Below are 26128 nucleotides of genomic sequence, written 5' to 3' on the forward strand. Positions count from 1 at the left end.
CAACATGACGCCCAATCAGTACGAGCGGCAAGCGGTCTGACAATCACCGATTGAGGTGTCCGGAAAAAGTTGACCACTTCAAATGGATACGGGCGAATGTGGATGCGGTGGGGTGTGATTATGAGGGGATGGTGCGGGTGTTTGAGCGGTGTGTTGGGGGGACGATTGGCGCTTCGCCTGAATAAGCATCCCCCGTCTGCGGGGCGCAGATGCCGACACCATTTGTCAGGTCGGCGATGACTCCATTGAGCGCCTTATCGGAGGGTCTTCGGCCGAAGCTCACGTATCACGGGGCTCTCCAAGGTTGAGGTCGTTTGTCGCACACTGACCTGCGTCACGAACGCGCTCACATGTCGAAATACTCATTCCCTCCAATACCATATCGTGTGTATTCTTACGCCACAGACCACTAGATAGGCGATTCAGAAGCATCGAATCGTTGACAGGTCAAGAACAATCCAGCACTGATTCGCCAATCCGAACAGTCGCTGAAATGACAGACAAAAGGGTCGCAGCAAAGACGTACGGAGCAAATTTCCGTATACTCGCGCCCCCCAATCAAGGACAACGCCATGACCACCTGCGCACCCAAAGCCGACCGGATTCCTATGGTCACCGTGCGTTTGCCGCGTCAGCGTTTTGCTCCTCTCCCGGGTGACAGGCCTAGCGCCTGACAACGTCAACCGGAACACCGAATACCTAGATTTTCAGAGAGCCCTCTCTCGACCGCTGTATGGCGTGACCCGTGTCACAACGGCAGCAAACCGATTACTCAAATCCACAGGCCGCGTAAAACCGGTCCTCTAGCAGGAGCCTCCTCACCATGCTGAGCTGGGACGAATTCGACAAAGAAGACGCCGCTGAACCCGCCAAAGGCGCCAACGCCGGCCACGCTTCCGAAGCCGCGATGGACAAACTCGACAGCGCCGGTGGTGCTGCTGCGCTTGAAGCCCGTGCCGTCAGCGCAAACGACTCCGACGCCATTGCCCGCGCCAAAGCCGCGCTGGACAAACTGGACGTCGCTGAAGGTCTTGCCGAACTCGAAGGCTCCGCCGCCCGCGTCGCGGTCGACGAAAAACGCATGATCAACTGCCGCGCAGACCTCAACCAGCTCGTGCCCTTCAAGTACGACTGGGCCTGGCAGAAATACCTCGACGGCTGCGCCAACCACTGGATGCCGCAAGAGGTCAACATGACCACGGACATCGCCCTCTGGAAAGACCCGGAAGGCCTGACCGACGACGAGCGCCGCATCGTCCTGCGCAACCTGGGCTTCTTCTCCACCGCCGACTCCCTGGTTGCCAACAACCTCGTGCTGGCCGTGTATCGCCTCATCACCAACCCTGAATGCCGCCAGTACATCCTGCGCCAGGCCTTCGAGGAAGCGATCCACACCCACGCCTACCAGTACTGCATCGAATCGCTGGGCATGGACGAAGGCGAGATCTTCAACATGTACCACGAGATCCCGTCGGTCGCCAAAAAGGCAGCCTGGGGCCTCAAATACACCCGCTCGATCTCCGATCCGAAGTTTGAAACCGGCACCGTCGAAACCGACAAAGAACTGTTGCGCAACCTGATCGCCTACTACTGCGTTCTGGAAGGCATCTTCTTCTACTGCGGCTTCACCCAGATCCTCTCCATGGGTCGCCGCAACAAAATGACCGGCGTCGCAGAACAGTTCCAGTACATCCTGCGTGACGAGTCCATGCACCTGAACTTCGGCATCGACGTGATCAACCAGATCAAAATCGAAAACCCACACCTGTGGGACGCCGAAATGAAGGAAGAAGCAACCCAGATGATCCTGCAAGGGACCCAACTGGAAATCGAATACGCCCGCGACACCATGCCCCGCGGCGTACTCGGCATGAACGCAGCGATGATGGAGGACTACCTCAAGTTCATCGCGAACCGTCGTCTGTCGCAAATTGGTCTGAAGGAAGAGTATCCAGGGACCACGAACCCGTTCCCATGGATGAGCGAGATCATGGACTTGAAGAAAGAGAAGAACTTCTTTGAGACGCGGGTTATTGAGTATCAGACGGGTGGGGCTTTGAGCTGGGATTGATTTGATCTCGACTCAGTGAGCTGCACACGAAAGGGCTGCCAGAAATGGTGGCCCTTTTTATTGCGCTGCTGACTGCCTGATCGTTCCCACGCTCCGCGTGGGAATGCAGCCCTCGACGCTCCGCGTCCATCGCGCCGGAGCTAACTAACCAATCTGAAGCACCCAGCAACACCAACCCGGTTCTACCAACCGCTCGCCTCCACTAGCCTCCAACGCTCCGCCCCCATTTCAGGTTAAAGGATGAATCCATGGGCCGAAGCCGCTACACGATTACTGAAATCGACAAACCTCACTTCCTGACCTGCACAATCGTTGAATGGCTACCGCTCTTCACCCGCCCGGCCTTGGTCGATATCGTGCTCAACACGTGGCGCTTTCAACAAGCGAATCAAGGTCTACAGCTCTATGGGTATGTCGTTTTAGAAAATCACCTTCACTATCTCGCTCAGTCTCCAGACCTCGCAAAATCCGTGGCTGGCTTCAAGTCCTACACGGCGCGAAACATCATCGACTACCTCCAACTCGCGCATGCTGAAAGCACTCTTCAGCGACTTCGATTCGCTAAGCGCGCGCATAAGGTCGACCGTGTTTATCAGGTCTGGCAGGAAGGCGTTCATGCGGAAATGGTCTACAGCGAGAGTGTCATGCAGCAAAAGCTCGACTACATACATCAGAACCCGGTGAAGCGAGGGTATGTGGACTTGGGGGAGCAATGGCGATATTCGAGTGCGCGGGATTACCAAGGGGAGAAAGGGCTGATCGACGTGCAGCGTTGGTACTGATGGACGCGGAGCGTCCCGGGCTGCATTACCACGCGGAGCGTGGGAACGATCATGTTCACACTCGCTGGTAATTCCAGATGGTGTAAACCAGTTGTAACAAGACCCTTCATTGCCGCAACATTCCTTTCCTACAAAGGGCATGGAAAAGGACTACGTTGTGGCAAGAAAAAAACCGGCTGCGGTCTCCACCGGCGTCTATGCCTCGGAGCTTCTCCAAGAGGGGCACGTCTACACGCGAAATGACTTGCGAGACCTCTTCTCCATAACTGCCTCTAGTATCAACAACGGGATCTTCAAGCCTTCAGCGTTCGATTCAGTTTGGCTTTTCGTCACCGAGCAAAAAACGGCAGACCGTACTCAATATGATGATCTTCTTACTGGCGACATACTGCACATGGAAGGGCAGACGCAGGGAGGCACCGACCATCTTTTGGAAGAGCACGTCGAACGAGGGCTAGAACTACTCCTTTTTTATCGCAAGAATAAATTCGAGCACCCGGGTGCCGGCTTCACTTATAAAGGCAAATTTCTTTACCAAAGCCGGTCAGGGTCACTCCCTACGAGCTTCACCCTCATTCAAGCGAGCAGCCCAACGCTGACCAGCTCGTTTATCGAAGCGAAGTTACAAACGGCAGGCGAATTCAACCCTAAAAACATCGTCGATGCCCGTACGAAAGTGCTTGCATCCATAGTTCGTCGCAAAGGACAGAGTAAATTTCGATCAACTTTGCTCAGAGCTTACAACTACAGATGCGCAGTGACGGGGTGCGAAATAGAGGCCCTGCTGGAAGCTGCTCATATCGTCCCTTATCAGGGAGCTGACACGAACGTCGTCAGCAATGGCCTGCTACTCCGCGCTGACATTCACACCCTATTTGATCTTGGCTTGTGTTGGGTAGATCCGACCAAGCTGGTCGTCAAGCTAGCCGAAGGTTTAGAGGGCAGCGAGTACGAGGCATTGCGAGATCAGCCGATCAGTCTTCCTGAAGACGTATTCGACCGGCCCAATGCGGATGCGCTAAGGTGGCATTTCAACGCTCTAAAATCATATTGAGCGGGGTTTCAGGAAGTGACAAACAGCATTGAGAACATCCAGCTCAAGCTGCATTAACTAGCAATTCAACCCTTCATCCGCTGCCGATACTCCTGAACCATGCCCTTTGTTACATCTTCTTTGAAGCACAAAGGCGCATACCCTCCTGCACGGTTATAGGCGCTGCGTTTGCCGCAGCGGCTGCCGTTGCTAGCCGAGTTATAAGGGCATGGACAATTTTTGGGATAGGAAGAGATTGAGTCCTCAATGAGGATCTGCGCTATCGCGTCATCGGTGAGTCGGATTTCTTTGGCGGAGACGGTAAAAGCGGAGAGGAGCGCGAGCGCTGCAATGAAGCTGAGTCCTACATTTCTCATGGCCATTCCTTAGCTGTACGGACGAAGATTCCGTGCAGCCTTGTACCATGACATCATTGAGCCATCACAATGAGTTTTCTCTATGGATTTTCTGACTTTTCCGTAAACCGTTTACGGTAAGTTTCATAGACGACTTGCTTCATTCCGGTAGCCTCCTCCTGGGTGCATTTGCGAAACGCGAAGGGTGTGTGTGGAGCGCTCCAGATGTGAGGGATAGGCAAAAGGACCTAAGCCCTATTGCAACGAATCAACTCGCCGATACGCTGACATCTGCCACGCCGCATCGCGAGCAAGCTCACTCCTACAGGTTCAGCAGCGCTCACCAAACTTCCACCACAACGGACTCAAGAAAAGACCACGGATATGGCCAAGAAAACCTCCAATCTAGAAGCCCTCATTTTTCTCGCCAGCAAGCTCCCTTGGTGGATCAGTGCTGTTCTCGCCGTGGCGTCGGCAATGTGGCTGCACTCGGTGGCCATTGCTCCGCTCCCTACAAACCTAGATCCGCGCCATTTCGACAAGATGGTTTCCGCGTCGGCCTTTCGGGGCATGGCCACTTTCGGGCAATTCTTTGTTCCCCTGATACTCACCGCCGGCGCCATCGCCTCAATCATCGGCCGTCGCAAACGCCGCAATCTCCTCGAATCCGCCGCCACCGCCAAAGGCAACCCACTACTGAGCACCACCTGGCACGAGTTCGAATTACTGGTAGGTGAAGCCTTACGCCGGCGCGGCTACTCAGTACGAGAAACAGGCAAAAACGGACCAGACGGCGGCATTGATCTGATCGCGCGGAAGGACGGCGAGACGTACGTGGTGCAGTGCAAGCAATGGCGATCAGTGCAGGTCGGTGTGCCGGTGGTGCGGGAGTTGTATGGCGCGATGGCGGCTGAAGGCGCTGTCGGCGGTTTCGTGGTCACCAGCGGGACGTTCACCAAACCGGCGAGGGATTTTGCGGCGGGGCGCAATGTGCAACTGGTCGATGGATCGGTGTTGAAGCAGTGGATCGCCGAGGCGAAGAAGCCTGGTCCAGGGCCAACCGTCGAGGTGGTGGCTGAGCGTGTCGAGCCAGCAATCGTTGAGCCGGAGGTGGTGGTTACTCCAAGTCCCGCTCCAGCTCCGGTTCAAGCGCCAACTCCAACAGCGACGCAACCCGCCACACGAGAAGCCGAGCCTGAACCTGCTGCGCCCCTCTGCCCGCACTGCCGCAAAACCATGGTGATACGTGTCGCGAGAACCGGCGCCAACGCCGGCGGGAATTTCTGGGGCTGTGTGGCTTATCCAAAATGCCGTGGCATCCGGCCGATTTTCGCGCCGATGACGGTGAAGTAAAAACCGCAGAATAGGACGTCAGCCCAAGCCTGACGTCTTGCCCACAAAGTTTACGCCCACAGCCAACTCATCAACAACCAGCGCACCGCAGTACCGCCGCACCAACAAGAGACCAACGAATAACCCCGCCTGGCATACCCAAAAAGTTCCCGCCCCGCCCCCTCCCCGCACATAACAATTTCGCTAACAAATAGTTACCCGGGTTTCATTTGCCCCTGCCGCCCATCGTTCCTAAAGTGGCTTCACCCCATCGAACCCGCCCAGCGCGGGAACGATGGAAACCCACACCCAAGCCGGAGAACGTCAAACGCCTGATCAGCTTTTAGCATTTTGTTTCTGTCGTTTCGCTACGTCGTTGCTCCCGACGTGGTGCCTCCAAGCTCCAAACTTCAGCCGCTCCCCAGCGGCTTTTTTTTGCTCAGGATTTGCTGAATCCGATCTGCTATCTGCGCCGTATCAGCAACCGACCGAGCATGCAGCCGACCGCAAGCGCCAACGTGCAAAACATCACCCAGCAGTCGCGCCACATCCAGCATATCCAGCGCGTCCATGCCTTGCCGCGTGATGAATTGCGTGCCAAGCCGTAGCGCCTGATGCCCAGCGCGGGAAGGATCGACGCAGGTGCCGATGAGAATCCCCTGAGCTTGCAACGCATGCATCACAGCGCGCGGATCAGCATCAAGTGACAGCGGCAGTAGGAGTTGATGGGTGTGCACCTCGCCGTCATTCGCCCCTATGACAGGCAAACCCGCATCGACCAGCGCGCGATGCAGCGCCGCGCTGTTGCCTACAATACTGGCGGCATATTCGCGGCAAGTAGCCTGGGCTTCGGTGAGGGTGACCGCCAGGGAAGGCAGCCGACCGGCGTCGTAGTTGGCGATCATCCGGGTGTCGAGCAGTTCGCGCAGAGCGATTGCATCGTCCGGGTCGCGGCCAAGCACCAGCCCTTGCGTGCGGCCGGGCAGGGTTTTGTAGGTGGAGCTGCTGATGAGGTCGACACCGGCGTCAAAGGGGTTGGGGTACGTGCCGCCGGCAATCAGGCCCAGCACGTGGGAGGCGTCGAACAGTGTTTTGGCGCCGACCGCGCGGGCCGCGCTGACCACTGGGGCGATGTCGTCGGCCTTGATCATGACGCTGCGTCCGAGCACGACGAGCCTGGGCCGCGTTTGGGTAATCATTTCCGCCGCGCGCGCTGCGTCGAGCTGGCAGTTGCGGCGGTCGAACGGCAGTTCTTCAACCACCAGACCCGCCAATTCTGCAGTCCCGCCACGGCGTTGGCTCAGATGCCCACCGTGCTCGGCAGCGGGTGCCAGCACTTTGTCGCCCGGTCGGCAGTAGGCGTGGAAGATGGCCAGGTTGGCGAGGGTGCAACTGGCCAGGCGGACTTCGGCCCATGCCGCGCCGAACAGAGTCATGGCGGCTTGGCTTGTGAATGTTTCAAGCTCGCTGACCAGTTCGGTGTCTGGCTGTTCTTTGTGGCCGGTCGGGCCCATCGCCGGGTAGGCGCTGAGCGCGGGGTTGTACGCGGCGATGGCGCGGGCGCTGGGGAGGTTGGCGCCGGCATAGAGCATCAGGCGCTGGGTTTCCAGTTGCGGCAACCGGTCGGCGCAGGCGGCGAGCAAGGCATTGAGATCGCGGGGCATGGTCGGCAGCTTCCTTGATGATGAGTCAGCGGCGAATGGAGTCCGGGTGCTCGGACTCATCCCTGACCAGCAGCATCAGGGCATCGCGTTTTTCCAGCAGGTGGTGGCGCAGGATGCTGCTCAGGCGCTTGCCGTCCCGGGCTTGCAGGGCCTCGATCATCTCTTCGTGGTCGTGAAGTGCGCGGTCCCACTTCGGGGCCTGGTGATTGGACAGAAAGCGTAAGGCGTGGATGCGCCGGTTCAGCGACAGGTAGACCTGACGCAGCGCCGAGTTGCGCGCGGCCAGGTTGATCAGGTCGTGGATGGCGCGGTTGCGCTGGTAGTAACCCGGTAGATCGTTCTGGTTTTTGCTGACCACCATGGCGTAGTGCAGCGCCTTGATGTCGTCGATTTCCTGGGCAGTGATGCGCTCGCAGGCCAGCTCCCCGGCGAAGGCTTCGATGCCGCTCATCAGTTCGAAGGTTTCGCGGATCTCCAGCTCCGACATGCGGGCAACGCTGGCGCCCCGGTTCGGGTTGATTTCAATCAGCCCCTCCACGGCCAGCACTTTCAGCGCTTCGCGCAACGGCGTGCGGGAGATGCCGAGGGTTTCACACAGCTCGCGCTCGTTGAGCTTGGTGCCTGGGGCGAGCACGCCTTCGGTGATAAAGCCGCGCAGGTGATCGATGACGATGTCGTGCAGGCGCTGGCGTTCGACTTTAGGCATTGGCCGGGCGTCGGGCTGTGCGCTCATTTTTTCAGTATTTTGCATTCAATACATCCTTCCTGGACCCGCTCTGGCAAGGAGTCCTTATTCGAAAATGCTCCAGTTCGCTGGAAAGATTAGCGCAGTTAGGCCGTTTGACACAGCATCGCCCTGTGCTAGGTTAATTTTGAATTCAAAATACAAAATTATAAAAAGACAAGGAGACACCGATGCTGAAGCTCGATTTCCACCCCGCCGGTCGCCACTTCCTTCAGATTCCGGGGCCTAGCCCGGTGCCGGATCGCATCCTTCGCGCGATGAGTTACCCCACCATTGACCACCGCGGCCCGGAGTTCGGCGCGCTGGGGCTCAAGGTGCTGGAAGGCATCAAGAAGATTTTCAAGACCGTGCATCCGGTGGTGATTTATCCCGCGTCGGGCACCGGTGCCTGGGAAGCGGCGCTGTGCAACACCCTGAGTTCGGGCGACGAAGTGTTGATGTTCGAGACCGGCCACTTCGCGACGCTGTGGCAGAAGATGGCGTTGAGTCTCGGCCTCAAGCCGCAGTTCATTGGTCGGCCCGGCATTGAGGGCTGGCGCGGTGGCGTCGATGCGCAAATGATCGAAGACCACCTGCGCGCTGACGGCGGGCATCGCATCAAGGCGGTCTGCGTCGTGCACAACGAGACCAGCACCGGCGTGACTTCGGATATCGCTTCCGTGCGCAAGGCCATTGATGCGGCGGGCCACCCTGCCCTGCTGCTGGTCGACACCATCTCCGGCCTGGCGTCCGCCGACTATCGTCATGACGAGTGGGGCGTGGACGTGACCGTTTCCGGCTCGCAGAAGGGCCTGATGTTGCCGCCGGGCATCAGCTTCAACGCCCTGTCGCCCAAAGCCATCGAGGCCAGTAAAAGTGCCGGTCTGCCCTGCAGTTTCTGGGCGTGGGACGAGATCATCGAGATGAACAAGACCGGTTACTGGCCCTACACGCCGAACACCAACTTGTTGTACGGATTGTCCGAAGCGCTGGACATGATCCTCGGCGAAGGCCTGGACAACGTGTTCATCCGTCATAACCGCCTGGCGAAGGCCTGTCGCACCGCCGTGACCGCCTGGGGCCTGGAAATCCAGTGCGCCGACCCGAGCGTTTACAGCCCCGTGCTCACCGGCGTGATGACGCCTGAAGGCATCGACGCCGACCAGGTGCGCAAGACCATTTACGAGCGCTTCGACATGTCCCTGGGCACCGGCCTGGGCAAGATGAAAGGCCGCATGTTCCGCATCGGCCACTTGGGCGACTGCAACGACCTGATGCTGATGGCCACCCTGACCGGCTGCGAAATGGGCCTGCAGATGGCCGGCGTAAAACTTCAGTCCAGCGGCGTTCTGGCCGCCATGGATTACCTGGGAGGGCAATCGGTGCCGCTGCGACGCGACTAATGCCACACCCCGCTGCGGCACGCCCGCAGCGTTTTTGACACATCTCACTATCCCGAATCATCGCGTTGTCAGCGAACACAATAAGAAACTGGAGATAGCACATGAAGTTTTTACGTCTGCGCCCCACCACGGTGGTGCTGTTCATGCTGTGCGCCATGTATTTCATTACCTACCTGGACCGCGTCAACGTCAGCACCGCCGCGGTCGGTTTCGGTAAAGAGTTCAACCTGAGCAAAACCGAGATCGGCATCGTCTTCTCGGCCTTCGCGTACCCCTATCTGATCTTCCAAATCATCGGCGGCTGGGTCAGCGACCGATTCGGCGCCAAGCGAACGCTGGTGGTGTGCGGGCTGATCTGGGCCAGCGCCACGGTGCTGACCGGCCTGGCCGGCGGTTTCGTCTCGCTGATCGTCGCGCGGATACTCCTCGGCCTCGGTGAAGGCGCGACGTTCCCCGCAGCAACGGCGGCAATGTCCCGCTGGATCCCGAAGGAAAAACGCGGCTTCGCCCAAGGCATCACCCACGCCTTCGCCCGCCTCGGTAATGCACTGGCGCCAGCAGCAATGATCGCGGTGATGGCCACGTATGGCTGGCGCGAATCGTTTTATGTCTGCGCGGCCACCAGCTTCGTCTGGGTCATCCTGTGGATGGCGGTGTTCACCGAGCATCCGAAAGACCACCCGCACATCTCCAAGCAGGAACTGGGCACCCTGCCGCCGCCGAAAGTGAAATCCAGCGTCGTGCTGCCGTGGGGTCGCCTGTTCAAGCGTATGGCCCCAGTCACCATCGTTTACTTCTGCTACGGCTGGACGCTGTGGCTGCTGCTCAGTTGGGTGCCGATGTACTTCATGAACATGGGCCTGGATTTGAAGGGCACGGCGATTTTCGCGTCGACGGTGTTCTTCGGTGGCGTGGTCGGCGACACCTTGGGCGGCATCGTCAGCGACCGCATTTATACGCGGACCAAGGACCTGAACAAGGCGCGCAGCCTGATGGTCGCCGTGTGCCTTGGCCTGACGCTGCTGTCGCTGGTGCCGTTGATGTTCACCAAGGACATGCACATTTCCCTGGCCTGCCTGGCCATCGGGTTTTTCTTCTCGGAGATGACCATCGGCCCGATGTGGGCGATTCCGATGGACATCGCGCCGGACCATTGCGGCACCGCGAGCGGCATGATGAACACTGGATCGGCCATGGCCGCCATCGTCAGCCCGGTGGCCGCCGGTCTGTTGATCGACAAGTTTGGCAACTGGCAGCTGCCGTTTCTGGTCAGCATTGTTCTGCTGGCGATTGGCGTCGTGCTGTCGTTCCGCATGAAGCCGCAGAACCGGTTTGAATATGGGCAGCCGGCCGCGCCTCTGACACCGAGTGCGGAACCGGCGCCGGTGGTCAGTAAATAAAGCCACAACAGAAGCCGCCTTCGGGCGGCGATCTGATCCATGAAGCTTCAGCCCCGCACGCTGCAATCGAACCCCTTCACCGGAGAACCCTTTTGGACACTGACACCCAACCTTCGCGCCTGGCGCAGCTGATCGTCGATGCGCAGAACAAGCGCAGCCTGTTAGGCGAGCTGGAATTCGACCTGAACCCGACAGACCGCGACGCGGCGTACCTCACGCAACAGAAAATCCTGCGCTTGCGTGGCGTTGAAGCGGGCGGCTGGAAGATTGGTTCGAAGTCCACGGACGGGCCGATTCAGGGCTCGCCCCTGCCCCGCGACTGCCTGTTCCCGTCGACCGGCACACTGGACCGCAGCGTCTATCCGCCAGTGGGTCTGGAGCTGGAGATCGCCTTCCGCTTCAACCGCACCTTCAGCCCTCGGGATGAGGCGTACAGCGACGAGGAGGTCATGGCCGGCATTGGCGAGATGGCAGCGTCCATCGAGGTGGTCTCCAGCCGGTTCGCGGCGTGGCCGAAGATCGAGCCACTGACGCAACTCGCCGATCTGCTTAACCACGGCGCCTTGGTGGTGGGTGATTTCGTACCCTACGACGCGTCCTTTCCCTTCGTTGAACCGACGCTTTCATTCACGCTGAATGGCGAGAGCGTTGTGCCGTCGAAGGTCGCCAATCCTGCGGGCGACCCGCGCCGGTTGTTGCCGTGGCTGGTCAACCATCACACCCTGAACGGTCTGCCGTTGCCCGAGGATTTCGTCGTCACCACGGGTTCTTATACCGGCATGCATTTCGCCCAGGGCATGGCTGAGGTGCTGGGACAGATCGACGGGTTGCCACCGGTTTCATTGACGCTGGCCTGACGCTTTACCTCGCTGCCATAAAAAACCCGCCGAGCTGGCGGGTTCTTTTTGCTGTGAAGCTTTTAGTCAGGGCGGCGGGCATACGACCGGTAAACCGGCTGCCAGAAGTCCTTCTCGATGGCCGCTGACAATTCATCTTCCGATTGCGGCGGCGCCACACTGTCGCGCTGGGCCGCCATGCCGACGGCGAACGCGATGCGTTTGCTGACCGCTTGAACATCCCGCAACGGCGGCAGCATCTGCCCTGTCGCTGCGCATTCAGCCAGTGCCTGGGCCGACGCCATCAGCATGCCGTCGGTGACGCGGGTCGCCTTGCTCGCGATGGCGCCGAGGCCAATGCCGGGGAAGATGTAGGAGTTGTTGCACTGCGCGATAGGAAAGGTTTTGCCCAGCACCTCAATAGGCAGAAACGGGCTGCCCGTCGCCACCAGCGCCTGCCCGTCGGTCCATTGCAGAATGTCCTTGGGGTGCGCTTCGATCTGCGAGGTGGGGTTGGACAGCGGCATGATGATCGGCTGCGGGCAGTGGCTGTGCATCGTCTCGATGATCTGCTGGGTGAACAGTCCGGCCTTGCCCGACACGCCAATCAGCACCGTGGGTTTGGCGTTGCTGACCACCTCAAGCAGCGAGGGCCAGTCGGCGCTGAAATCCCAGTCGCTGAGTGAATCACTGGAGTGGGCCAGTCGCTGTTGGAAGTCGTAGAGGTCCGGCTGGCGATCGGTCAGCAGGCCTTTGCTGTTGAGCAGAAAGACCTGACTGCGGGCCTGGGCTTCGGACAAGCCTTCGAGCTGCATGGCGGCGATGATCTGCTCGGCGATCCCACAACCCGCTGACCCGGCGCCGACGAAGGCGACAGTCTGATCAGACAAGCGCTGGCCCTTCATCTTGCAGGCGGCCAGCAAGGTGCCGACGGTGACGGCGGCGGTGCCCTGAATGTCATCGTTGAAGCAGCAGAGTTGATCGCGAAAGCGCGCGAGCAACGGCATGGCATTGGTCAGCGCGAAGTCTTCGAACTGCAGAATGGCTTCCGGCCAACGACGCTGGACGCCTTCGACGAATGCCTGCACGAACGCGTCATATTCGGCGCCGCGAACACGCTCCTGGCCACGGCCGAAATACAGGGGATCCGCCAGCAGCGCCGGGTTGTTGGTGCCGACGTCGAGCACCACCGGCAGCGTGTAGGCCGGGCTGATGCCGCCGCACGCCGTGTACAGCGACAACTTGCCGATAGGGATGCCCATGCCGCCGACGCCCTGATCGCCGAGGCCGAGAATGCGCTCGCAATCACTGACGACGATGACTTTGACGTTGTCTTTGGTGACGTTGTTGAGGATCTCGTCGATGCGGTCCTTGTCGGCGATGCTGATGAACAAGCCGCGATGGCTGCGGTAGATGCGGGAAAATTCCTGGCAGACCTTGCCGACGGTGGGGGTGTAGATGATCGGCAGCATCTCGTCGAGGTGGTCGTCGACGACGCGGTAGAAGAGTGTTTCGTTGGAATCCTGGATCGAGCGCAGGAGGATGTGTTTGTCCAGATCGGTCGCGCAGGCCTGGTATTGGTGGTAGGCGCGGCTCGCCTGTTGCTCGATGGTTTCGACGCGTTCGGGGAGCAAACCCTGCAGGGCCAGCGCTTCACGCTCGTCGAGGCTGAACGCGGTGCCTTTGTTGAGAAGTGGGGTGCCCAACAACGTGGGACCGGCGAAAGGGACTTGCAAGGTGCGATCAGCGGCATGGGTCATGTCTGTCTCCTGTGCTTATTGTATTTTGAATTCAATGTACACCTTTGGCCTGGAAAGCCAATGCACGAATGGAAATCTGCGGTGCTTGAACTGGCGTCTTCCCGGCTGAAGCCGGTCCCACTAAACACCGCGTACACCCATTGAATTGGCTCATGCCGCACACCCTGTGGGACCGGCTTTAGCCGGGAAGGCGTCAGGCGTCACGCTGCACATCTTGTGTTGTACATCCCGGCCTCGTCCCGGCTGAAGCCGGTCCTACGTAGATACCCGTTCGCCCCATCGGACCGGCATTAACGATTGCCGCTGACACCCTTACCCTCACGACTATCAACCTGCCATCACCCTCAGGCAAAATGCCGGACCTATGTAGGAATCATCCCCAGGAGTGGTCGGAATGCGCTTGTTCAGTTTAAGAATCCTGCTGGTCTGCACCGCGTTGGCTTCATGCCTGGGCATGGTCGGCGCGCAGGCCGCGACCAAAGCCAAACCCGCGCCGAAACCTTCTGGGCAAAAAGTCGCGATGCTCGGCGGCAAATTTGCCTTCACCCTGCCGAAGGACTACGTCAAAGGCCCCATGGAAGAAATCGATGCCAAGGCCAGGGCTGCAGGCGTCACCGGCTCGCTCTACATGAACAAGCCAGCCAAGCGCGTGGTCATCATCACCGAAGCGCCGCTGCCCAATGACCAGAAGGTCGGCGCCAACGACAAGCCAACCCTCGACGGCATCATCGCCGACACGCTGCAACAGCAGCAGTCCAGCTACAAGGACTTCAAGAAGCTGGGCGAGAAGAAAATCGTACGAAAAGGCCTCGGCATGCGTCAGCTGGATATCTCAGGGAGCGTAGACGGCGGTCGGGTGCTGAGCACGACGATTACCGCGGCCTACGGCAAACGCACGGCGATGGTGAACGTGATCTCCCTGGCGAAGGATGCCAAGGCCCACGCCGAGGTGGTCAAGGGTGTGACCGGCGGGAAGTGAGAGTTGCTGCTTTTGCGGCAGCGGTTGCAGCCGAAAAAGCAGCGATGTCAGATCATCAATCTGATCACGTGGGCCTGATCATTCCGGCAACGTCAGTTTGGTCCCGCCCGGATGCGCCTTGATCACGCTGTAAGGCACGGTCGACCATTCGGGACTTTCACACGCGCGCATGACGCGAGCGAAAGAGGGGCCGAACACGATGCCTTTTTCAGTGAAATACCACGACGGAAACTCCCAGACCGACGGGTCTGTGTAGTCGCAGTCGTCTTCGGTAGCAGGCTTCACCATGTCTGCAGGGTGCGCCGCTTTTAACTGCTCAACGAGCCAGGGGGCGAAGGCTTTGCCGCGGTAGTCCGAATACGTGTCGAAACTGACACCACCTTCTTCATCACGTTCGTAATGAAACGGCGCGCCTTTGCCGACCCACACCACGTCTTCCAGCGTCAACTCTTTCCCCGTGCTGGCATCCAGATTCAGCGGCGAGTCGCCGAAGTCCGGGTGCGCGCCGCCGCAATCATAATCGGTGAAGACGCTTAGGCTCACGATGCCAGGCGTCAGCAAGCGCGGCGTGACCGTCTGCGCAAAATCACCACCGTTGCGACTGGCATTGAGCATGCACTGGTTGTAGCTGACAACCTCCTGCCACAAGCGCGAGCGCAGCTGCTGATTGATACGTGCGGCCCGCTCCGGCGCGTAACCCGACGTGATTTCAAACATCGAGACGCCCGACTCCGGCTCCACCCACCATTGCAGCCCGTGGCCCATGAACGTGGCTTTTTTGTCTGCCTTGAGCGGCAGGTGTGTGAGCCGCAGGTAGTCATAGGTCGACTGTTTGTAAATGTCCTGCCAACCCGGTTCGGCGGAAGCATCCGGTGCGGTGACGGCGCGCTCGGCCAGTTGCACCTTGTAGGACTTGCCCTTGCTGCTCCAATCCCCGGTCCAGGTCGCGTCCGGATTTTTATGAAGGACCAGCTTCGGCAACTTGGCTTCGTCGTCGTAGCTCAGGCCCTCGGTCAGCATCAGGTCATTGCCCTTCGAGGTGCCGGAAAGCGGCAGGTCCTTGTGGTACTTCTCGTAGAAATAGCGGCCCGTCACGTCTTCAGCGCTGGTGAGATCCAGCTCGACGACGATGGGCGATTTACCCAAGGTGCCTGTCAGCACATGGACCGCATTCTCGGCGTGCAGGGTAAATGGCGCGATCAGCGCGGCGAGGCAGGTGATACGCAAAACGGAGAGAGAAACAGGCATCAGACGTCCTTTGTGATGATGCTAACGAGTCGGGCCAGTAATCTCCTGAATCGCGGAGCGTCTGGCAAGGGCCAGCCGTGATTTCCTCGAAGCGTGACAGCGCGGTTACCGCCTGCCCTCCGCCGCCATCCGCACCGCAAACCCGAACAACACCGTGCCCATCAGCCAACGCTGCACGGTCGCCCAACCGGGCTTCTGGGTCAGAAAAACGGCGATGGAGCCCGCCGCCATGGCGACCGTCGCATTCACACTCAGGCTCACCAGAATCTGCGCGCTGCCCAAGATCAGCGACTGGCTGAGCACGCTGGTGCCGTTGTCGACGGTGATGAACTGCGGCAGCAGCGACAGGTAAAGCACCGCCACTTTGGGGTTGAACAGGTTGGTCATCAGGCCCATCAGGAACAGCTGTCGGTTACTGTCCTGAGGCAAATCCCTCACTTGAAACGACGAGCGACCGCCCGGTTTCACAGCCTGCCAGGCGAGGTAAAGCAAATACACGACACCCGCCATGCGCAGTGTGTCGTAGGCATACGGGACCGCCATGACCAGGCCGGTGATGCCAAAGGCCGCGCAGAGCATGTAGAAGATAAAGCCGACTGCCACGCCGCCGAGGGAGATCAGCCCCGCCTTGCGCCCTTGTGAGATGGATCGCGAAATGACGTAAATCATGTTCGGCCCTGGCGTCAGCACCATACCGAGGGCTATCAGGGAAAAAGCGATGAGGTTCGAGAGTTCGGGCATCGTGGGCTCCTGCCGGCGTGACGGAATATGCATCCGGACCGCGCCGAATTGCCGCCCCATTTCAGCCAACCTTTGTAGAACGGTCTATACACAGATGCCCGGAAAACACGCCATGACAGACGACACCCAACGCTGAGCCAAACGACACATGCATCACAGCACCCTGTGGCGACAGCCGGCGTGAATTATTTGCTCAATAGTGGCAAAGGGCTCTTCCCAGCGTCCCGTTGGCGAGGGACACTCGGAGTCGTTGGTCGTGACCGATGTGGCAGTCGGGATGCAGCGTCACAACCCGGTGAAGCGCTATGAACACTTCGGTCCCAAAAGGTCTCTCCTTCGCCAGACGCATGTACCTGCCGCGCAGTATCGGTCTGGGTATTGGGTTCTTCGCTGTGGCTGCAGCGCTGTACCCTTCCCATCCGCCGGCCTGGGTGTGGATCGCCATGATCGCCCACGGTTACGGCTGGCCGCACCTGGCTTACCTGCTCGCCAAGCGTTCACGTCACCCGTACGCCGCCGAACGCCGCAACATGATTTATGACTCGCTGGGCGGCGGCTTCTGGGCGGGGGCGATGGGGATCAGTCCGCTGCCCACCGTGACGGTGCTGTCAATGATGGCGATGAACAACATCGCGTCCGGTGGTTTGCGTCTGTTTGTATTGGGTTCGCTGGCGCAGGTAGCAGGCGCACTGGTGGCGTACAAGATATTCCTGCCGGCGTTGTTTCCGCATGTTACTCAGCTGCAAGTCTTCGCCTGCCTGCCCATGCTGGTGATCTACCCGATGGCCATCGGGCTGGTCTGTTATCGCGTGGCCGTGCAGCTGTCCAGAAGCAAGAAAGCGCTGGAAAAGCTCAGCACCACCGACAGCCTCACAGGCCTCATGAACCACGGCGCGTGGAAGGATCGACTGGCGCTGGAGTTCGATAAATGCCAGACGCTCAATCGCCAGCACAGCGTGGCACTGATCGACATCGACCACTTCAAGACCATCAACGACACCTACGGCCATATCACCGGCGACAACGTGCTCAAGCAACTGAGCAACGCGCTGTCCGCCAGCCTGCGGCAGACCGATCTGGCCGGCCGTTACGGCGGCGACGAGTTCTGCGTCATCCTGCCCGACACCACCCTGACCCAGGCGATCGAGATACTCGAACGCCTGCGCCGCACGGTCCATGAGCACGCCCACTCGGCCCTGCCCGATCTCAAGCTGAGCCTGAGTATCGGCGTCGCGGCGTACGGCGCGCACCAGACCGACGCCGGCATGTGGCTCCACGAAGCCGACATGGCGCTGTACGACGCAAAAAGCGCCGGGCGCAATCGGGTCACGCCAGCGCAGCCGTCCAGCAAAGCGGCTGCGCGCGAGGGTGCTGCGCTGGGTGAGTCAGCGACGTAATTGAGGTCCGAAAGATTCGCTATTCACTGCAGGCCATGGCATCGGTAGGTGCCTTAACCTGCTTGAGCAGCTCAAGCGGTGTCATGAGTGACAGCAAATTGTGCAGGCTGTCGCCCAATATCAGCGGCCCATACAGCCCTTCTTCCCGATCCAGATGCGTTTGCTGCACGTCGCGGTAGGCCTCGGGGTAGATGCTTTTTTCGATCGGCAGCAAGCGGTCGTAATGTTCGAGCAAGCCGCGAAAGACGATGCGCCGCTCGGTGACGCCGCGGGTGGTGGCGATGAGTTTGATGAAGAAATCCGAGTCGCTCTGACGCATGGCTTCGTACGCGGCGTATCGCTCCGCCAAGGTGTATGCGTCGGTCTCGTTGAACACCACGCAGCACAGGTCCTGACGCGAGCGTGAGCCGAACGGGTTGTTCACCGCGCGCCGGCGATTGCTCTGCGCCAGCGCGAAGGCCACCGCCCGTTCGGCCTCGTTCATACGCTCTGCGCTGCCAAGGCTGGAGAGATCATCCAGCGCAGGAGCCTGACGCCCCAGTCGCTCGACCTCTGCGCTGAAGGTGGCAAACACGCCATGGGGCCCGAGCCATCGCTTGTGCAGCTCGCTCAGTTGGTCTCGGGACAGCCGGCTTTGCTCATCGACCAATTGCTGAAACGCGGACGAGGCGTCCACATTAAAGTCTGCATCGATGCACGCTTGCTTCAAGGGCTCAGAGGTTGCGATTTGAAGGGTCATCGATTCCATCCTTATTATTGGTTGTTATTTTGGGTGCGCCATGGCGAGCACTTTTATTGAAAAAACAAAAAAGCACTGGCAGCGAAGTAGTAACGCAGAAAACCGCGCATCGCGAAATCAACTTCACCGTAGCAAATCACGCTGCCGACGGATTGGAAGTTTGGTTATCAAATTGGGTTAATTATGCACTTACCGTTCAACGGAACAATCCGTCAGATGTAGGGGTGGGAGTAGTTTTTTCTTTCGAGACGCCGTGATGTGCAGTGCAATGAGCTGTGCGCGGTTCTTCACCTCGTTCTTTCGCAGCAACGCTGAAACGTGGTCGCGGGCCGTGTAATCACTGATCCCCAGCCGCTGCGCGATGTCTTTGTTGGTATGCCCCTGCAGCAATAGAAGCAGGACTTCCTGCTCTCGGGGAGTGGCTTTGTTCAACCGTTTGCGCTTGCGTTCTTCTTCCAACATTGGCCCTCAACCGTCTCCGCGACTTGCCGGCCATGGCATTACATCTGCCAGGGCCGTGACATTGTTTTTATTGATATTCAGGTTTTTAGCGCTTTAATCATTTACACGGTCAAGCCCGGTTAATAACCGAACAATAACAAGTAAATTTTCCTACAGATATTTGCGAAGCATCCCTACTTAAACACGCAGACAAGGTATTCGAACACGCCCCAAATGCAGGCCGTGTGGATATATAAAAGCGGGTCAGTTGTATAGACGGGGACAATAAACGCTGCAAATGATAATTACAATCATCTGTTACAAATCAGCGGGTCAATCTGAGCTGTAATGGCACGGATTTGAAATCCGCATCATCGAGTCGACACGGGCGCCATTGCGACGCCCTTTGCCCTCTCAGTTTCCAGCCTGCACTACCCGCGGATCATCGACCTGCATGCCCTTGCGCAGGCCGAAGAACATGGCCGTCACCAGACCGACCGCGCCCATGATCACGCAATAGCCCACGCACACCCACGGACTCCACGGCATCAAGGCGATCAGCGCCAGCGGCGTGGTGCTTGCCCACAGCGCGTAGCTGATGTTGTAGGTCAGCGAGATGCCGGAGACGCGAATGTTCGCCGGGAACAGTCCGACCATGACCGAAGGGACGACGCCGACGATACCGCTGGCCAGGCCCGCCACCGCGTAAGCAAGGCTCAACGGCAGCCAGTGACTGACCAGACTGGCGTAGAGCACGCCAACACCGATGGGCAGCAACAGGCTGTACAGCACCACGCCGCGCCAGGCGCCAATGCGATCGACCAGCATGCCGGCCAACACGCAACCGATGTTGAGGAAGACGATGCCGACGCTGCTCAGGGCGAAGGTATCGCTAGGGCTCATGCCGAAGCGCTGCTGCATCACCGTAGGCGTGATGACCACCAGCGTTACGACGGCGGAGGTCAGCACGCAGGTCAGCAACGCAGCCGGCAACAGAGATTGCCGGTGCTGGCGTAGGACAGCGCGCAGCGGCAGTTCAGTCATGCCCTCGCGCTGGGCGTGCATCGCCATGAACACCGGCGTCTCGCTGAGCCAGCGTCGCAGCCACACACCGATGACGCCGAAGACGCCGCCCAGCAGAAACGGGATGCGCCAGGCGTAATCGAGGATTTCCGCGTGGCTGAACACTTTCGCCAGCCAGGTCGCCGTCAGCGCCCCGATCAGGTAACCGAAAGTCAGACCAGCTTGCAGAACACCCAGCGCATAACCGCGATGACCTTTCGGCGCGTGCTCGGCGACGAACACCCAGGCGCTCGGGACTTCGCCGCCAACGGCCGCGCCCTGAAGGATGCGCAGCGCCAGCAGGATCAGCGGTGCCCAGTAGCCGATTTCAGCGTACGTCGGCATCACGCCGATCAGCAGACAGGGCAGCGCCATCATCAGAATGCTGAGGCTGAACACGCGCTTGCGACCCAGTTTGTCGGCGAAGTGCGCCATCAGAATGCCGCCCAGCGGCCGCGCCAGGTAGCCGGTGACGAAGATGCCAAAGCTTTGCAGCAGGCGCAGCCACTCGGGCATTTCCGGCGGGAAGAACAGCTGACTGAGCGTCAGGGCGAAAAACACGAAGATGATGAAATCGTAGATTTCCAGCGCCCCGCCCAGTGCCGCCAGGCCAAGGGTTTTGTAGTCTCCCCGGCTGATGGGTTGTGGGCGTGGTCGAAGAATGGCTGTCATGAAAGACCCCAAATCACAGGTTGAAACGCACGCGGGTGCGACAAAGGCGCGCAGGATAACAAAGCTGACGGCTTGCGGGCGGATCGCTGACGGCTGACGCGTTTCAGCGGCTGATTTAAAAATTCACCGTCGCCGAAACCCGCGCCGTACGCGGTGCGCCGAGGAACAGGTAATCGTCCCCCAGGTATTCGCCCGCGTCGCGCCAGTAGCGCTTGTCGAACAGGTTGTCGACGGTCAGGCGCAAGACCGTGTCGTAGCCCTCGATTTTTGTCGTGTAGCGGCTGCCCGCGTTGAACACCGCGTAGTCATCGACTTTCACCGAGCCTTCGCGGTTGGCGAACTTGCTGGAGCTGTATTGCACGCCGCCCAGCAGCGCCAAGCCTTGAATCGGCAGTGCGTAATCCGCTGACACACTGCCGCGGAATTTGGGCACGTTGATCGCCTGATGATCTTCGTAAGCCGCTGTTCCGCTGTCTTCAACCCGCGCGCGAATGGCCGCGACGCTGGCCGACATCTGCAGCTGGGAGGTCACGTAGCCGTTGGCGCTCAGCTCGACGCCGGTGTTCTTCTGCTGGCCCTGCTGGACGAAAGTCAGGCTGCCGTCGTCCTGGGGTTTCGAATACTGATAGGCCTGACGGGTTTGAAACACCGCTGCGGTGAAGCTCATGCGGCGCCAGTCGTATTTGACCCCGGCTTCCAGTTGGCGAGAGATCGTCGGCGCGAGGATTTCCCCGACATTGCTGTCGAACACCGACGCCGTGCCGCCCAGGGACAACCCTTTGCTGTAGCTGGTGTACAGCGAAACGTTGTCAATCGGTTTGTAGATCAGCGCAGCCTGGGGCAGGAAGATCGAGCGCTCGGTGTGACGGTTCTCGCTGCCGTCCTCGTTGTAGGCTTTTTCGTCGAGCTTCACTTCACGCCCGCCGATCACCGTTTGCCAATGCTCGTTGAAGCTGATGCGATCGGTGGCGAAAAGCCCGTACTGCCGGCTGTCCAGGCGCCGTTCGGTGTGGCCCACGGACAGCTCCGACGGCGCGAAGGTTTCCGGCGTCTCGTGGATGTTGCCGGAGCCGACGTATTCGCTGAAATATGGCCGAGTGTCGACCGTGCGCCGGAACGCGCTGCTGCCGAAGGTCAGCTCATGCTTCAGCCAGCCGGTGTCGAACAGGCCGGTCATCGACGCTTCGACTTCATCGTTGCGCCGCGTGTCGTCCGGGCTGCGGAAATCGTAGATGTCGTAGCCGCCGCTCGGCGTAAAGTGCCCGGTCAGCGGCTCGGCAGGGCAGTCGCTCTGGTAATAGCAGCCGTAAGCGAAAGCGCTGTAGTCGTCGATGACCACGCGGCTGCGAGATGCGCTGAGGCTGGCTTTCCAGTCGTCGCTGAGGCGGTATTCGTAGCGGCCGGTCATGTTCAGCGAGTCGATGCCCACCGGATTCGAGCCGCTTTGATAGCCCAACAGTTTGCGCGGTGAGGCGTCGTGGGGCAGCTCGGTGCCGCCCAGCAGCTGATAGCCCGGCACCGAGCGCTGTTCTTTGGTCTGGTATTCGACGTCGAGCTGCAGGGTGGACTGGTCGTTGATGTTCCAGTCGAAGGCCAGCGAGGCGAAATCCCGTTGGCCATTGGCGTGCTCGACGTAAGAGCGAATGTCCTCGTGGGCGACGTTGGCGCGCAGGCCGAATTGTTTCTCGCTGCCGAACCAGCCGCCGACGTCCGTGGCGATGTAGCGCTCGCCGTGCTCGTTGGTCGAGACCGTCACCGAGCGCACGTCTTCCGGCCGCTTGGTCTTGTAATTGATCACACCCCCAGGCTCCGACACGCCACTCTGCAGGCCCGACAGCCCCTTGAGCAGCTCGACCTGTTCCTTGTTTTCCAGTGCCACGTTCTGCTCACCGGTGATGCTGCGCCCGTTGATGCGGTAGCTGTTGGCCGCATTGAGCGAGAAACCGCGCACGACGAAATTCTCGTAGTAACCCACCGGCGCATAGCTGTCGCCCACCGACGCGTCGTTGCGCAGGACATCGCTGAGCAGCTTGGCCTGCTGGTCCTTCAGCCGCTCGGCGGTGAACACCGATATCGAGGCCGGCGTATCGCGCAGCGGCGCTTCGCTGAACCCGCCAACCGACGCGCTGCTCGCCTGATAGATCGACTCCTGCTCCCCCGTCACCCGCAGCGCATCCAGCGTCACCGGCTCGGCTTCCTGAGCCGCCAGCCACGGCGAAGCGAAAGCGATACTCAGCGGCAACAGCCGACGGGTGAAACCGGCAGCGGGACGGGACGAGGTGATCATCGGCGGGTGAGTTCCTGGTGATGGACAGTCGGGCAGGGAGAAACGCAAGCCAGTTCGGCGGCGCCTCTTTTACGTTCTGCGCGGCGTTTTTACAACCGGGATTGACTTGGAATTCGGTGTGCAGGTGATTTTTGCAGGACCCGCTTCAGCCTGGAGGGCTGCGGTACTGATGAGAGAGATATGTCGAATGTACTGGCCCCTTCCCGGCTAAAGCCGGTCCCACAGTCCATTACTGGCTGGAATAGAGATGGTGAGCAGGACGAGCTTTTGTAGGACCGGCTTCAGCCGGGAAGACTGCGGCATTGGCGAAACAAATGCGTTGAATGTACCGGCCCCTTCCCGGCTAAAGCCGGTCCCACAGTCCACTTGTGGCCGACATCGCGATGTTGAAGAACGAGCTTTTGTAGGACCTGGTTCAGCCGGGAAGACTGCGGCATTGGCGGAAAAAATGCGTCGAATGTACTGGCCCCTTCCCGGCTTAAGGGGGTCCTACTAGATGCAGTTAATCAGGCGTTTGGGCGATAATTTCAAGGTAGGGCTATTGCTCTACCTTCAACCCCACCTTCAACAACTTCCCGTTGTCCTCGTCCGTCAGCACATACACATACCCGTCCGGCCCCTGCCGCACGTCGCGGATGCGGGACTTGAGCTCACCGAGCAAACGCTCTTCGTGCACCACCTTGTCGTCCTTGAGCTCCAGACGAATCAGCTCCTCGGACGCCAGCGCGCCAATGAAGACGTTGTGGTCCCACGCCTTGAACGTGCTTGAGTCGTAAAACGCCATGCCACTCACGCCCGGGGATTTCTCCCACACGTGGAAGGGATTTTTCACGCCCTCGACGGTCTTGCCTTTGGATTCGGAAATCGGCTCACCGCTGTAGTCGATGCCGAAGGTCGAGATCGGCCAGCCGTAATTGGCGGCTCGCTCGATGATGTTGATCTCGTCGCCGCCACGGGGGCCGTGCTCGTTGGTCCACAGCGTGCCGGTCCAGGGGTTGAGCGCGGCCCCCTGCTGGTTGCGATGGCCGTAGCTCCAGATTTCCGGACGCACGTTTTTCTGGCCGACAAAGGGGTTGTCCTTGGGCACGGTGCCGTCGGGGTACAGACGCACGACCTTGCCCTGAAGCTTGTCGAGATCCTGAGCCGTGGCTTTGTCGTTGTTTTCGCCCAGGGCGATGAACATGTAACCGTCGCGATCAAAGACGATGCGCGAACCGAAGTGGTTGCCCACGGACAGCTTTGGTTGCTGCTGGAAGATACGCGTGAAGCCTTCCAGTTGAGTCATGTCTTCCGAGAGTCTTGCGCGCCCCGCCGCCGTGCCGCCGGTTTTGCCATCGCTCGCGGCCTCGGAGTAGGTCAGGTACACCATGCGGTCCTTGGCGAAATCCGGCGATAGCTCGACGTCCAGCAGACCGCCCTGCCCCTGCACCCAGACCTTCGGCACGCCGGAGATCGGCGCCGACAGTTTGCCGTCAGGCGTTACGCGACGCAGGTTGCCCGTACGCTCGGTGACCAACATGCCCTGGGCGTTCGGCAAAAACGCCACGGCCCACGGATGCTGCAACCCGCCGACGACCTCATCGACGGTCAGCGTGCCAGTCTCGCTCTGGTAGGTCGCGGCTGTGGCCTGCACGGAGAGGCCCAACAATGCGGAGGCGCATAAGGTCGCTAGCAAGGTTTTGCGGAGAGTTGTGGTACGCAACATAGGCGATTCCTTCGAAATGGAAGAGATGCTGGCGGTGGTTTCAGTTGCTGCGGCGTTCGGTATCGCTGGAAGGTCGAGCAGGTTGTTGCCGGGTCGGATAACCGTTGCCGATGCCACCGTTTTCAAGGGTGGGCGGACGGGTTTGAGTGGGCCCTATATTAGGCCCACCGACACGTGGTGCGATGGATTCGGTGCCCTGACGGCTGTTGGGGTTGGCGCGGCGGACGGCGCCGTTGTCGGGAACATTGATCGAGCGGCTCGGATACCCTGCGGCCGCCAGAAGCGGCGGCGAGTGCGCGGTGTGATCATCAGCCTGCGCCAGGCCAGCGGATAACAGCCCGCCGAGCAAGACGACGGCGAGGCGTCGCGGAAAAGGGTTCATCATTTACCTTCTGTGGGATGGGTAACGATTCCGGTCTTTGATGGCGCTCGAGCGCGTAGGTTCGCGCTGTCACAGTGGATGAGCAACGTGTAGGACGATTCGCTTTGTAACAAGAATAGTCGCCGCCCTGCCGGAACCGTCCCATGCGCCGACACTTCGTCGCCCGCTGCACAATTCTTCCAGACCTGCCGTAAGCGGCGCGGTAACGTGTCCAAGAATGATTGAATGCCCTGACCAGCCACCCCTCCCGAGGCCCCGCAATGTCCGACCGCAACTGGATCGAGCTCAAGCAGGACGCCGCGTCCGGCATCGAGACAGTGCGCGCGCATTTCGAGGGCCATGCCTACGATCCGCACTGGCACGACAGTTATCTGGTGGGCATCACCGAACAGGGTCTGCAGCAATTCAATTGCCGTCGACAGCAGCACAACAGCACGCCGGGCAAGGTGTTCCTGCTCGAGCCGGGCGACATCCACGACGGCACAGCACCGGAAGCGGGCGGCTTCACTTACCGCACGTTGTACCTGGACCCGCGCTGGCTGGACCGGGAGTTGCGCGCGCAGTTTGAAGAAGCGCCGGACAACGCCCAACTGAGCTTCGCAGCGACGCTGGCAGAAGACCCGCGCCTCGCCATCGCCACCGCCGACGCCTTCGAAGCGATGCACCATGATGAACTGCGCATCGTTCGCCAGACCGCGCTGGATCACCTGCTCGCCAACCTGACCAGTCACTTGCGTTGGCGCACCCTGGTCGATCCCGATCCGCGTCTGCCACTAGTGGCCCAGCGAGCGCGTGATTATCTGCACAGCCACTTGCATCAGGACATCGGCCTGGACGATCTGGCGCAGGTGACAGGCGTTGACCGCTTCCGCCTGAGTCGCGCGTTCAAGGCCGCGTTCGGCCTGGCGCCCCACGCCTACCTGATCCAGCTGCGCCTGACCCGCGCCCGCCATCTGCTGGCGCGGGGCGAGGCGCCTGTCAGCGTCGCGGCTGCGTTGGGTTTCGCGGATCAAAGCCATCTGGGCCGCTGGTTCCAGCGCGCCTATCGCATGACCCCGGCCGACTACCGCCGACGCTGCTCAAACGTTCCAGACTGACCGCCGACTGCGCGCCG

22 protein-coding genes are annotated in these 26128 nt (G+C 60.0%); 10 read left to right on the forward strand and 12 right to left on the reverse strand.

Features of this window, described 5'->3' with window-relative positions:
- The first annotated feature begins 823 nt into the window (after nt 1–823).
- The 3 genes from IFT47_RS24250 to IFT47_RS24260 all read left to right on the forward strand — a co-directional run bounded on the left by IFT47_RS24250 (nt 824) and on the right by IFT47_RS24260 (nt 3907).
- Nucleotides 824–2071, forward strand: coding sequence for a ribonucleotide-diphosphate reductase subunit beta (locus IFT47_RS24250; RefSeq protein WP_037012114.1), 1248 nt, complete (start codon nt 824–826; stop codon nt 2069–2071).
- Nucleotides 2072–2319: 248 nt separating this feature from the next.
- Nucleotides 2320–2853, forward strand: coding sequence for an REP-associated tyrosine transposase (locus IFT47_RS24255; protein ID WP_192171489.1), 534 nt, complete (start codon nt 2320–2322; stop codon nt 2851–2853).
- A gap of 139 nt (nt 2854–2992) precedes the next feature.
- Complete coding sequence (locus IFT47_RS24260) at nt 2993–3907, forward strand: HNH endonuclease (protein ID WP_192171490.1); 915 nt, start codon at nt 2993–2995, stop codon at nt 3905–3907.
- A 65-nt stretch (nt 3908–3972) separates the two neighbouring features.
- Here the strand turns inward: IFT47_RS24260 and IFT47_RS24265 are convergent, their stop codons facing one another.
- Nucleotides 3973–4263 (reverse strand): hypothetical protein, encoded by a 291-nt coding sequence (locus IFT47_RS24265; RefSeq protein ID WP_192171491.1) that lies wholly within the window; start codon nt 4261–4263, stop codon nt 3973–3975.
- 363 nt (nt 4264–4626) lie between these two features.
- Between IFT47_RS24265 and IFT47_RS24270 the strand changes: the two genes are divergently transcribed.
- Complete coding sequence (locus tag IFT47_RS24270; RefSeq protein ID WP_192171492.1) at nt 4627–5595, forward strand: restriction endonuclease; 969 nt, start codon at nt 4627–4629, stop codon at nt 5593–5595.
- A gap of 389 nt (nt 5596–5984) precedes the next feature.
- On the opposite strand, the gene IFT47_RS24275 is transcribed toward IFT47_RS24270, so the two are convergent.
- Both IFT47_RS24275 and IFT47_RS24280 read right to left on the reverse strand, forming a co-directional pair.
- Nucleotides 5985–7238: a glycine hydroxymethyltransferase gene (locus IFT47_RS24275; RefSeq protein ID WP_192171493.1), complete on the reverse strand. Its 1254-nt coding sequence runs from the start codon at nt 7236–7238 to the stop codon at nt 5985–5987.
- Nucleotides 7239–7263: 25 nt separating this feature from the next.
- Complete coding sequence (locus IFT47_RS24280; RefSeq protein WP_192171494.1) at nt 7264–7989, reverse strand: GntR family transcriptional regulator; 726 nt, start codon at nt 7987–7989, stop codon at nt 7264–7266.
- Between the two features lie 164 nt (nt 7990–8153).
- Here IFT47_RS24280 and IFT47_RS24285 point away from each other — a divergent pair, with 164 nt between their 5' ends.
- The 3 genes from IFT47_RS24285 (at nt 8154) to IFT47_RS24295 (ending at nt 11622) form a co-directional block, all read left to right on the forward strand.
- Nucleotides 8154–9365 carry a pyridoxal-phosphate-dependent aminotransferase family protein gene (locus IFT47_RS24285; protein ID WP_192171495.1) on the forward strand — a complete coding sequence of 404 codons (1212 nt, stop codon included), beginning with the start codon at nt 8154–8156 and terminating at the stop codon, nt 9363–9365.
- Between the two features lie 101 nt (nt 9366–9466).
- Nucleotides 9467–10765 (forward strand): MFS transporter, encoded by a 1299-nt coding sequence (locus tag IFT47_RS24290; RefSeq protein WP_192171496.1) that lies wholly within the window; start codon nt 9467–9469, stop codon nt 10763–10765.
- A gap of 92 nt (nt 10766–10857) precedes the next feature.
- On the forward strand, nt 10858–11622 hold the full coding sequence (locus IFT47_RS24295) for a 2-keto-4-pentenoate hydratase (protein ID WP_192171497.1): 765 nt from the start codon (nt 10858–10860) through the stop codon (nt 11620–11622).
- Nucleotides 11623–11684: 62 nt separating this feature from the next.
- Here IFT47_RS24295 and IFT47_RS24300 read toward each other — a convergent pair whose 3' ends face one another.
- A complete protein-coding gene (locus IFT47_RS24300) occupies nt 11685–13361 on the reverse strand; it encodes an NAD-dependent malic enzyme (RefSeq protein ID WP_192171498.1) in 1677 nt (558 codons plus the stop codon).
- 394 nt (nt 13362–13755) lie between these two features.
- Between IFT47_RS24300 and IFT47_RS24305 the strand changes: the two genes are divergently transcribed.
- A complete protein-coding gene (locus tag IFT47_RS24305; protein ID WP_192171499.1) occupies nt 13756–14340 on the forward strand; it encodes a polyribonucleotide nucleotidyltransferase in 585 nt (194 codons plus the stop codon).
- A gap of 78 nt (nt 14341–14418) precedes the next feature.
- Here IFT47_RS24305 and IFT47_RS24310 read toward each other — a convergent pair whose 3' ends face one another.
- Nucleotides 14419–15588, reverse strand: a complete 1170-nt coding sequence (locus IFT47_RS24310) for an RsiV family protein (protein ID WP_192171500.1) — start codon at nt 15586–15588, stop codon at nt 14419–14421.
- A 105-nt stretch (nt 15589–15693) separates the two neighbouring features.
- Nucleotides 15694–16329: a LysE family translocator gene (locus IFT47_RS24315; RefSeq protein ID WP_192171501.1), complete on the reverse strand. Its 636-nt coding sequence runs from the start codon at nt 16327–16329 to the stop codon at nt 15694–15696.
- 305 nt (nt 16330–16634) lie between these two features.
- Here IFT47_RS24315 and IFT47_RS24320 point away from each other — a divergent pair, with 305 nt between their 5' ends.
- Complete coding sequence (locus IFT47_RS24320) at nt 16635–17726, forward strand: diguanylate cyclase (protein WP_192171502.1); 1092 nt, start codon at nt 16635–16637, stop codon at nt 17724–17726.
- A 19-nt stretch (nt 17727–17745) separates the two neighbouring features.
- Here the strand turns inward: IFT47_RS24320 and IFT47_RS24325 are convergent, their stop codons facing one another.
- The 6 genes from IFT47_RS24325 to IFT47_RS24350 all read right to left on the reverse strand — a co-directional run bounded on the left by IFT47_RS24325 (nt 17746) and on the right by IFT47_RS24350 (nt 25014).
- Nucleotides 17746–18465, reverse strand: coding sequence for a hypothetical protein (locus tag IFT47_RS24325; protein WP_192171503.1), 720 nt, complete (start codon nt 18463–18465; stop codon nt 17746–17748).
- Between the two features lie 189 nt (nt 18466–18654).
- On the reverse strand, nt 18655–18927 hold the full coding sequence (locus IFT47_RS24330) for a LuxR C-terminal-related transcriptional regulator (RefSeq protein ID WP_192171504.1): 273 nt from the start codon (nt 18925–18927) through the stop codon (nt 18655–18657).
- A 393-nt stretch (nt 18928–19320) separates the two neighbouring features.
- Complete coding sequence (locus IFT47_RS24335; protein ID WP_192171505.1) at nt 19321–20640, reverse strand: MFS transporter; 1320 nt, start codon at nt 20638–20640, stop codon at nt 19321–19323.
- 115 nt (nt 20641–20755) lie between these two features.
- A complete protein-coding gene (locus IFT47_RS24340) occupies nt 20756–22927 on the reverse strand; it encodes a TonB-dependent siderophore receptor (protein ID WP_192171506.1) in 2172 nt (723 codons plus the stop codon).
- Nucleotides 22928–23465: 538 nt separating this feature from the next.
- The gene (locus IFT47_RS24345) at nt 23466–24632 is read right to left on the reverse strand and encodes a PQQ-dependent sugar dehydrogenase (RefSeq protein ID WP_192171507.1); all 1167 of its coding nucleotides are present in this window, start codon (nt 24630–24632) and stop codon (nt 23466–23468) included.
- 40 nt (nt 24633–24672) lie between these two features.
- Nucleotides 24673–25014, reverse strand: a complete 342-nt coding sequence (locus IFT47_RS24350) for a hypothetical protein (protein ID WP_192171882.1) — start codon at nt 25012–25014, stop codon at nt 24673–24675.
- A 260-nt stretch (nt 25015–25274) separates the two neighbouring features.
- Between IFT47_RS24350 and IFT47_RS24355 the strand changes: the two genes are divergently transcribed.
- Nucleotides 25275–26111, forward strand: a complete 837-nt coding sequence (locus IFT47_RS24355; protein ID WP_192171508.1) for an AraC family transcriptional regulator — start codon at nt 25275–25277, stop codon at nt 26109–26111.
- Nucleotides 26112–26128: the final 17 nt, after the last annotated feature.

This window comes from Pseudomonas sp. CFBP 13711 (assembly GCF_014842265.1).
GTDB lineage: Bacteria > Pseudomonadota > Gammaproteobacteria > Pseudomonadales > Pseudomonadaceae > Aquipseudomonas.

Coding starts and splice junctions, on each gene's coding strand:
- IFT47_RS24285 (WP_192171495.1), top strand. CDS start 8,154: ATGCTGAAGCTCGATTTCCACCCCGCCGGTCGCCACTTCCTTCAGATT.
- IFT47_RS24350 (WP_192171882.1), bottom strand. CDS start 25,014: ATGAACCCTTTTCCGCGACGCCTCGCCGTCGTCTTGCTCGGCGGGCTG.
- IFT47_RS24300 (WP_192171498.1), bottom strand. CDS start 13,361: ATGACCCATGCCGCTGATCGCACCTTGCAAGTCCCTTTCGCCGGTCCC.
- IFT47_RS24355 (WP_192171508.1), top strand. CDS start 25,275: ATGTCCGACCGCAACTGGATCGAGCTCAAGCAGGACGCCGCGTCCGGC.
- IFT47_RS24265 (WP_192171491.1), bottom strand. CDS start 4,263: ATGAGAAATGTAGGACTCAGCTTCATTGCAGCGCTCGCGCTCCTCTCC.
- IFT47_RS24305 (WP_192171499.1), top strand. CDS start 13,756: ATGCGCTTGTTCAGTTTAAGAATCCTGCTGGTCTGCACCGCGTTGGCT.
- IFT47_RS24255 (WP_192171489.1), top strand. CDS start 2,320: ATGGGCCGAAGCCGCTACACGATTACTGAAATCGACAAACCTCACTTC.
- IFT47_RS24325 (WP_192171503.1), bottom strand. CDS start 18,465: ATGACCCTTCAAATCGCAACCTCTGAGCCCTTGAAGCAAGCGTGCATC.
- IFT47_RS24270 (WP_192171492.1), top strand. CDS start 4,627: ATGGCCAAGAAAACCTCCAATCTAGAAGCCCTCATTTTTCTCGCCAGC.
- IFT47_RS24250 (WP_037012114.1), top strand. CDS start 824: ATGCTGAGCTGGGACGAATTCGACAAAGAAGACGCCGCTGAACCCGCC.
- IFT47_RS24345 (WP_192171507.1), bottom strand. CDS start 24,632: ATGTTGCGTACCACAACTCTCCGCAAAACCTTGCTAGCGACCTTATGC.
- IFT47_RS24340 (WP_192171506.1), bottom strand. CDS start 22,927: ATGATCACCTCGTCCCGTCCCGCTGCCGGTTTCACCCGTCGGCTGTTG.
- IFT47_RS24290 (WP_192171496.1), top strand. CDS start 9,467: ATGAAGTTTTTACGTCTGCGCCCCACCACGGTGGTGCTGTTCATGCTG.
- IFT47_RS24260 (WP_192171490.1), top strand. CDS start 2,993: ATGGAAAAGGACTACGTTGTGGCAAGAAAAAAACCGGCTGCGGTCTCC.
- IFT47_RS24335 (WP_192171505.1), bottom strand. CDS start 20,640: ATGACAGCCATTCTTCGACCACGCCCACAACCCATCAGCCGGGGAGAC.
- IFT47_RS24280 (WP_192171494.1), bottom strand. CDS start 7,989: ATGCAAAATACTGAAAAAATGAGCGCACAGCCCGACGCCCGGCCAATG.
- IFT47_RS24315 (WP_192171501.1), bottom strand. CDS start 16,329: ATGCCCGAACTCTCGAACCTCATCGCTTTTTCCCTGATAGCCCTCGGT.
- IFT47_RS24330 (WP_192171504.1), bottom strand. CDS start 18,927: ATGTTGGAAGAAGAACGCAAGCGCAAACGGTTGAACAAAGCCACTCCC.
- IFT47_RS24310 (WP_192171500.1), bottom strand. CDS start 15,588: ATGCCTGTTTCTCTCTCCGTTTTGCGTATCACCTGCCTCGCCGCGCTG.
- IFT47_RS24320 (WP_192171502.1), top strand. CDS start 16,635: ATGAACACTTCGGTCCCAAAAGGTCTCTCCTTCGCCAGACGCATGTAC.
- IFT47_RS24275 (WP_192171493.1), bottom strand. CDS start 7,238: ATGCCCCGCGATCTCAATGCCTTGCTCGCCGCCTGCGCCGACCGGTTG.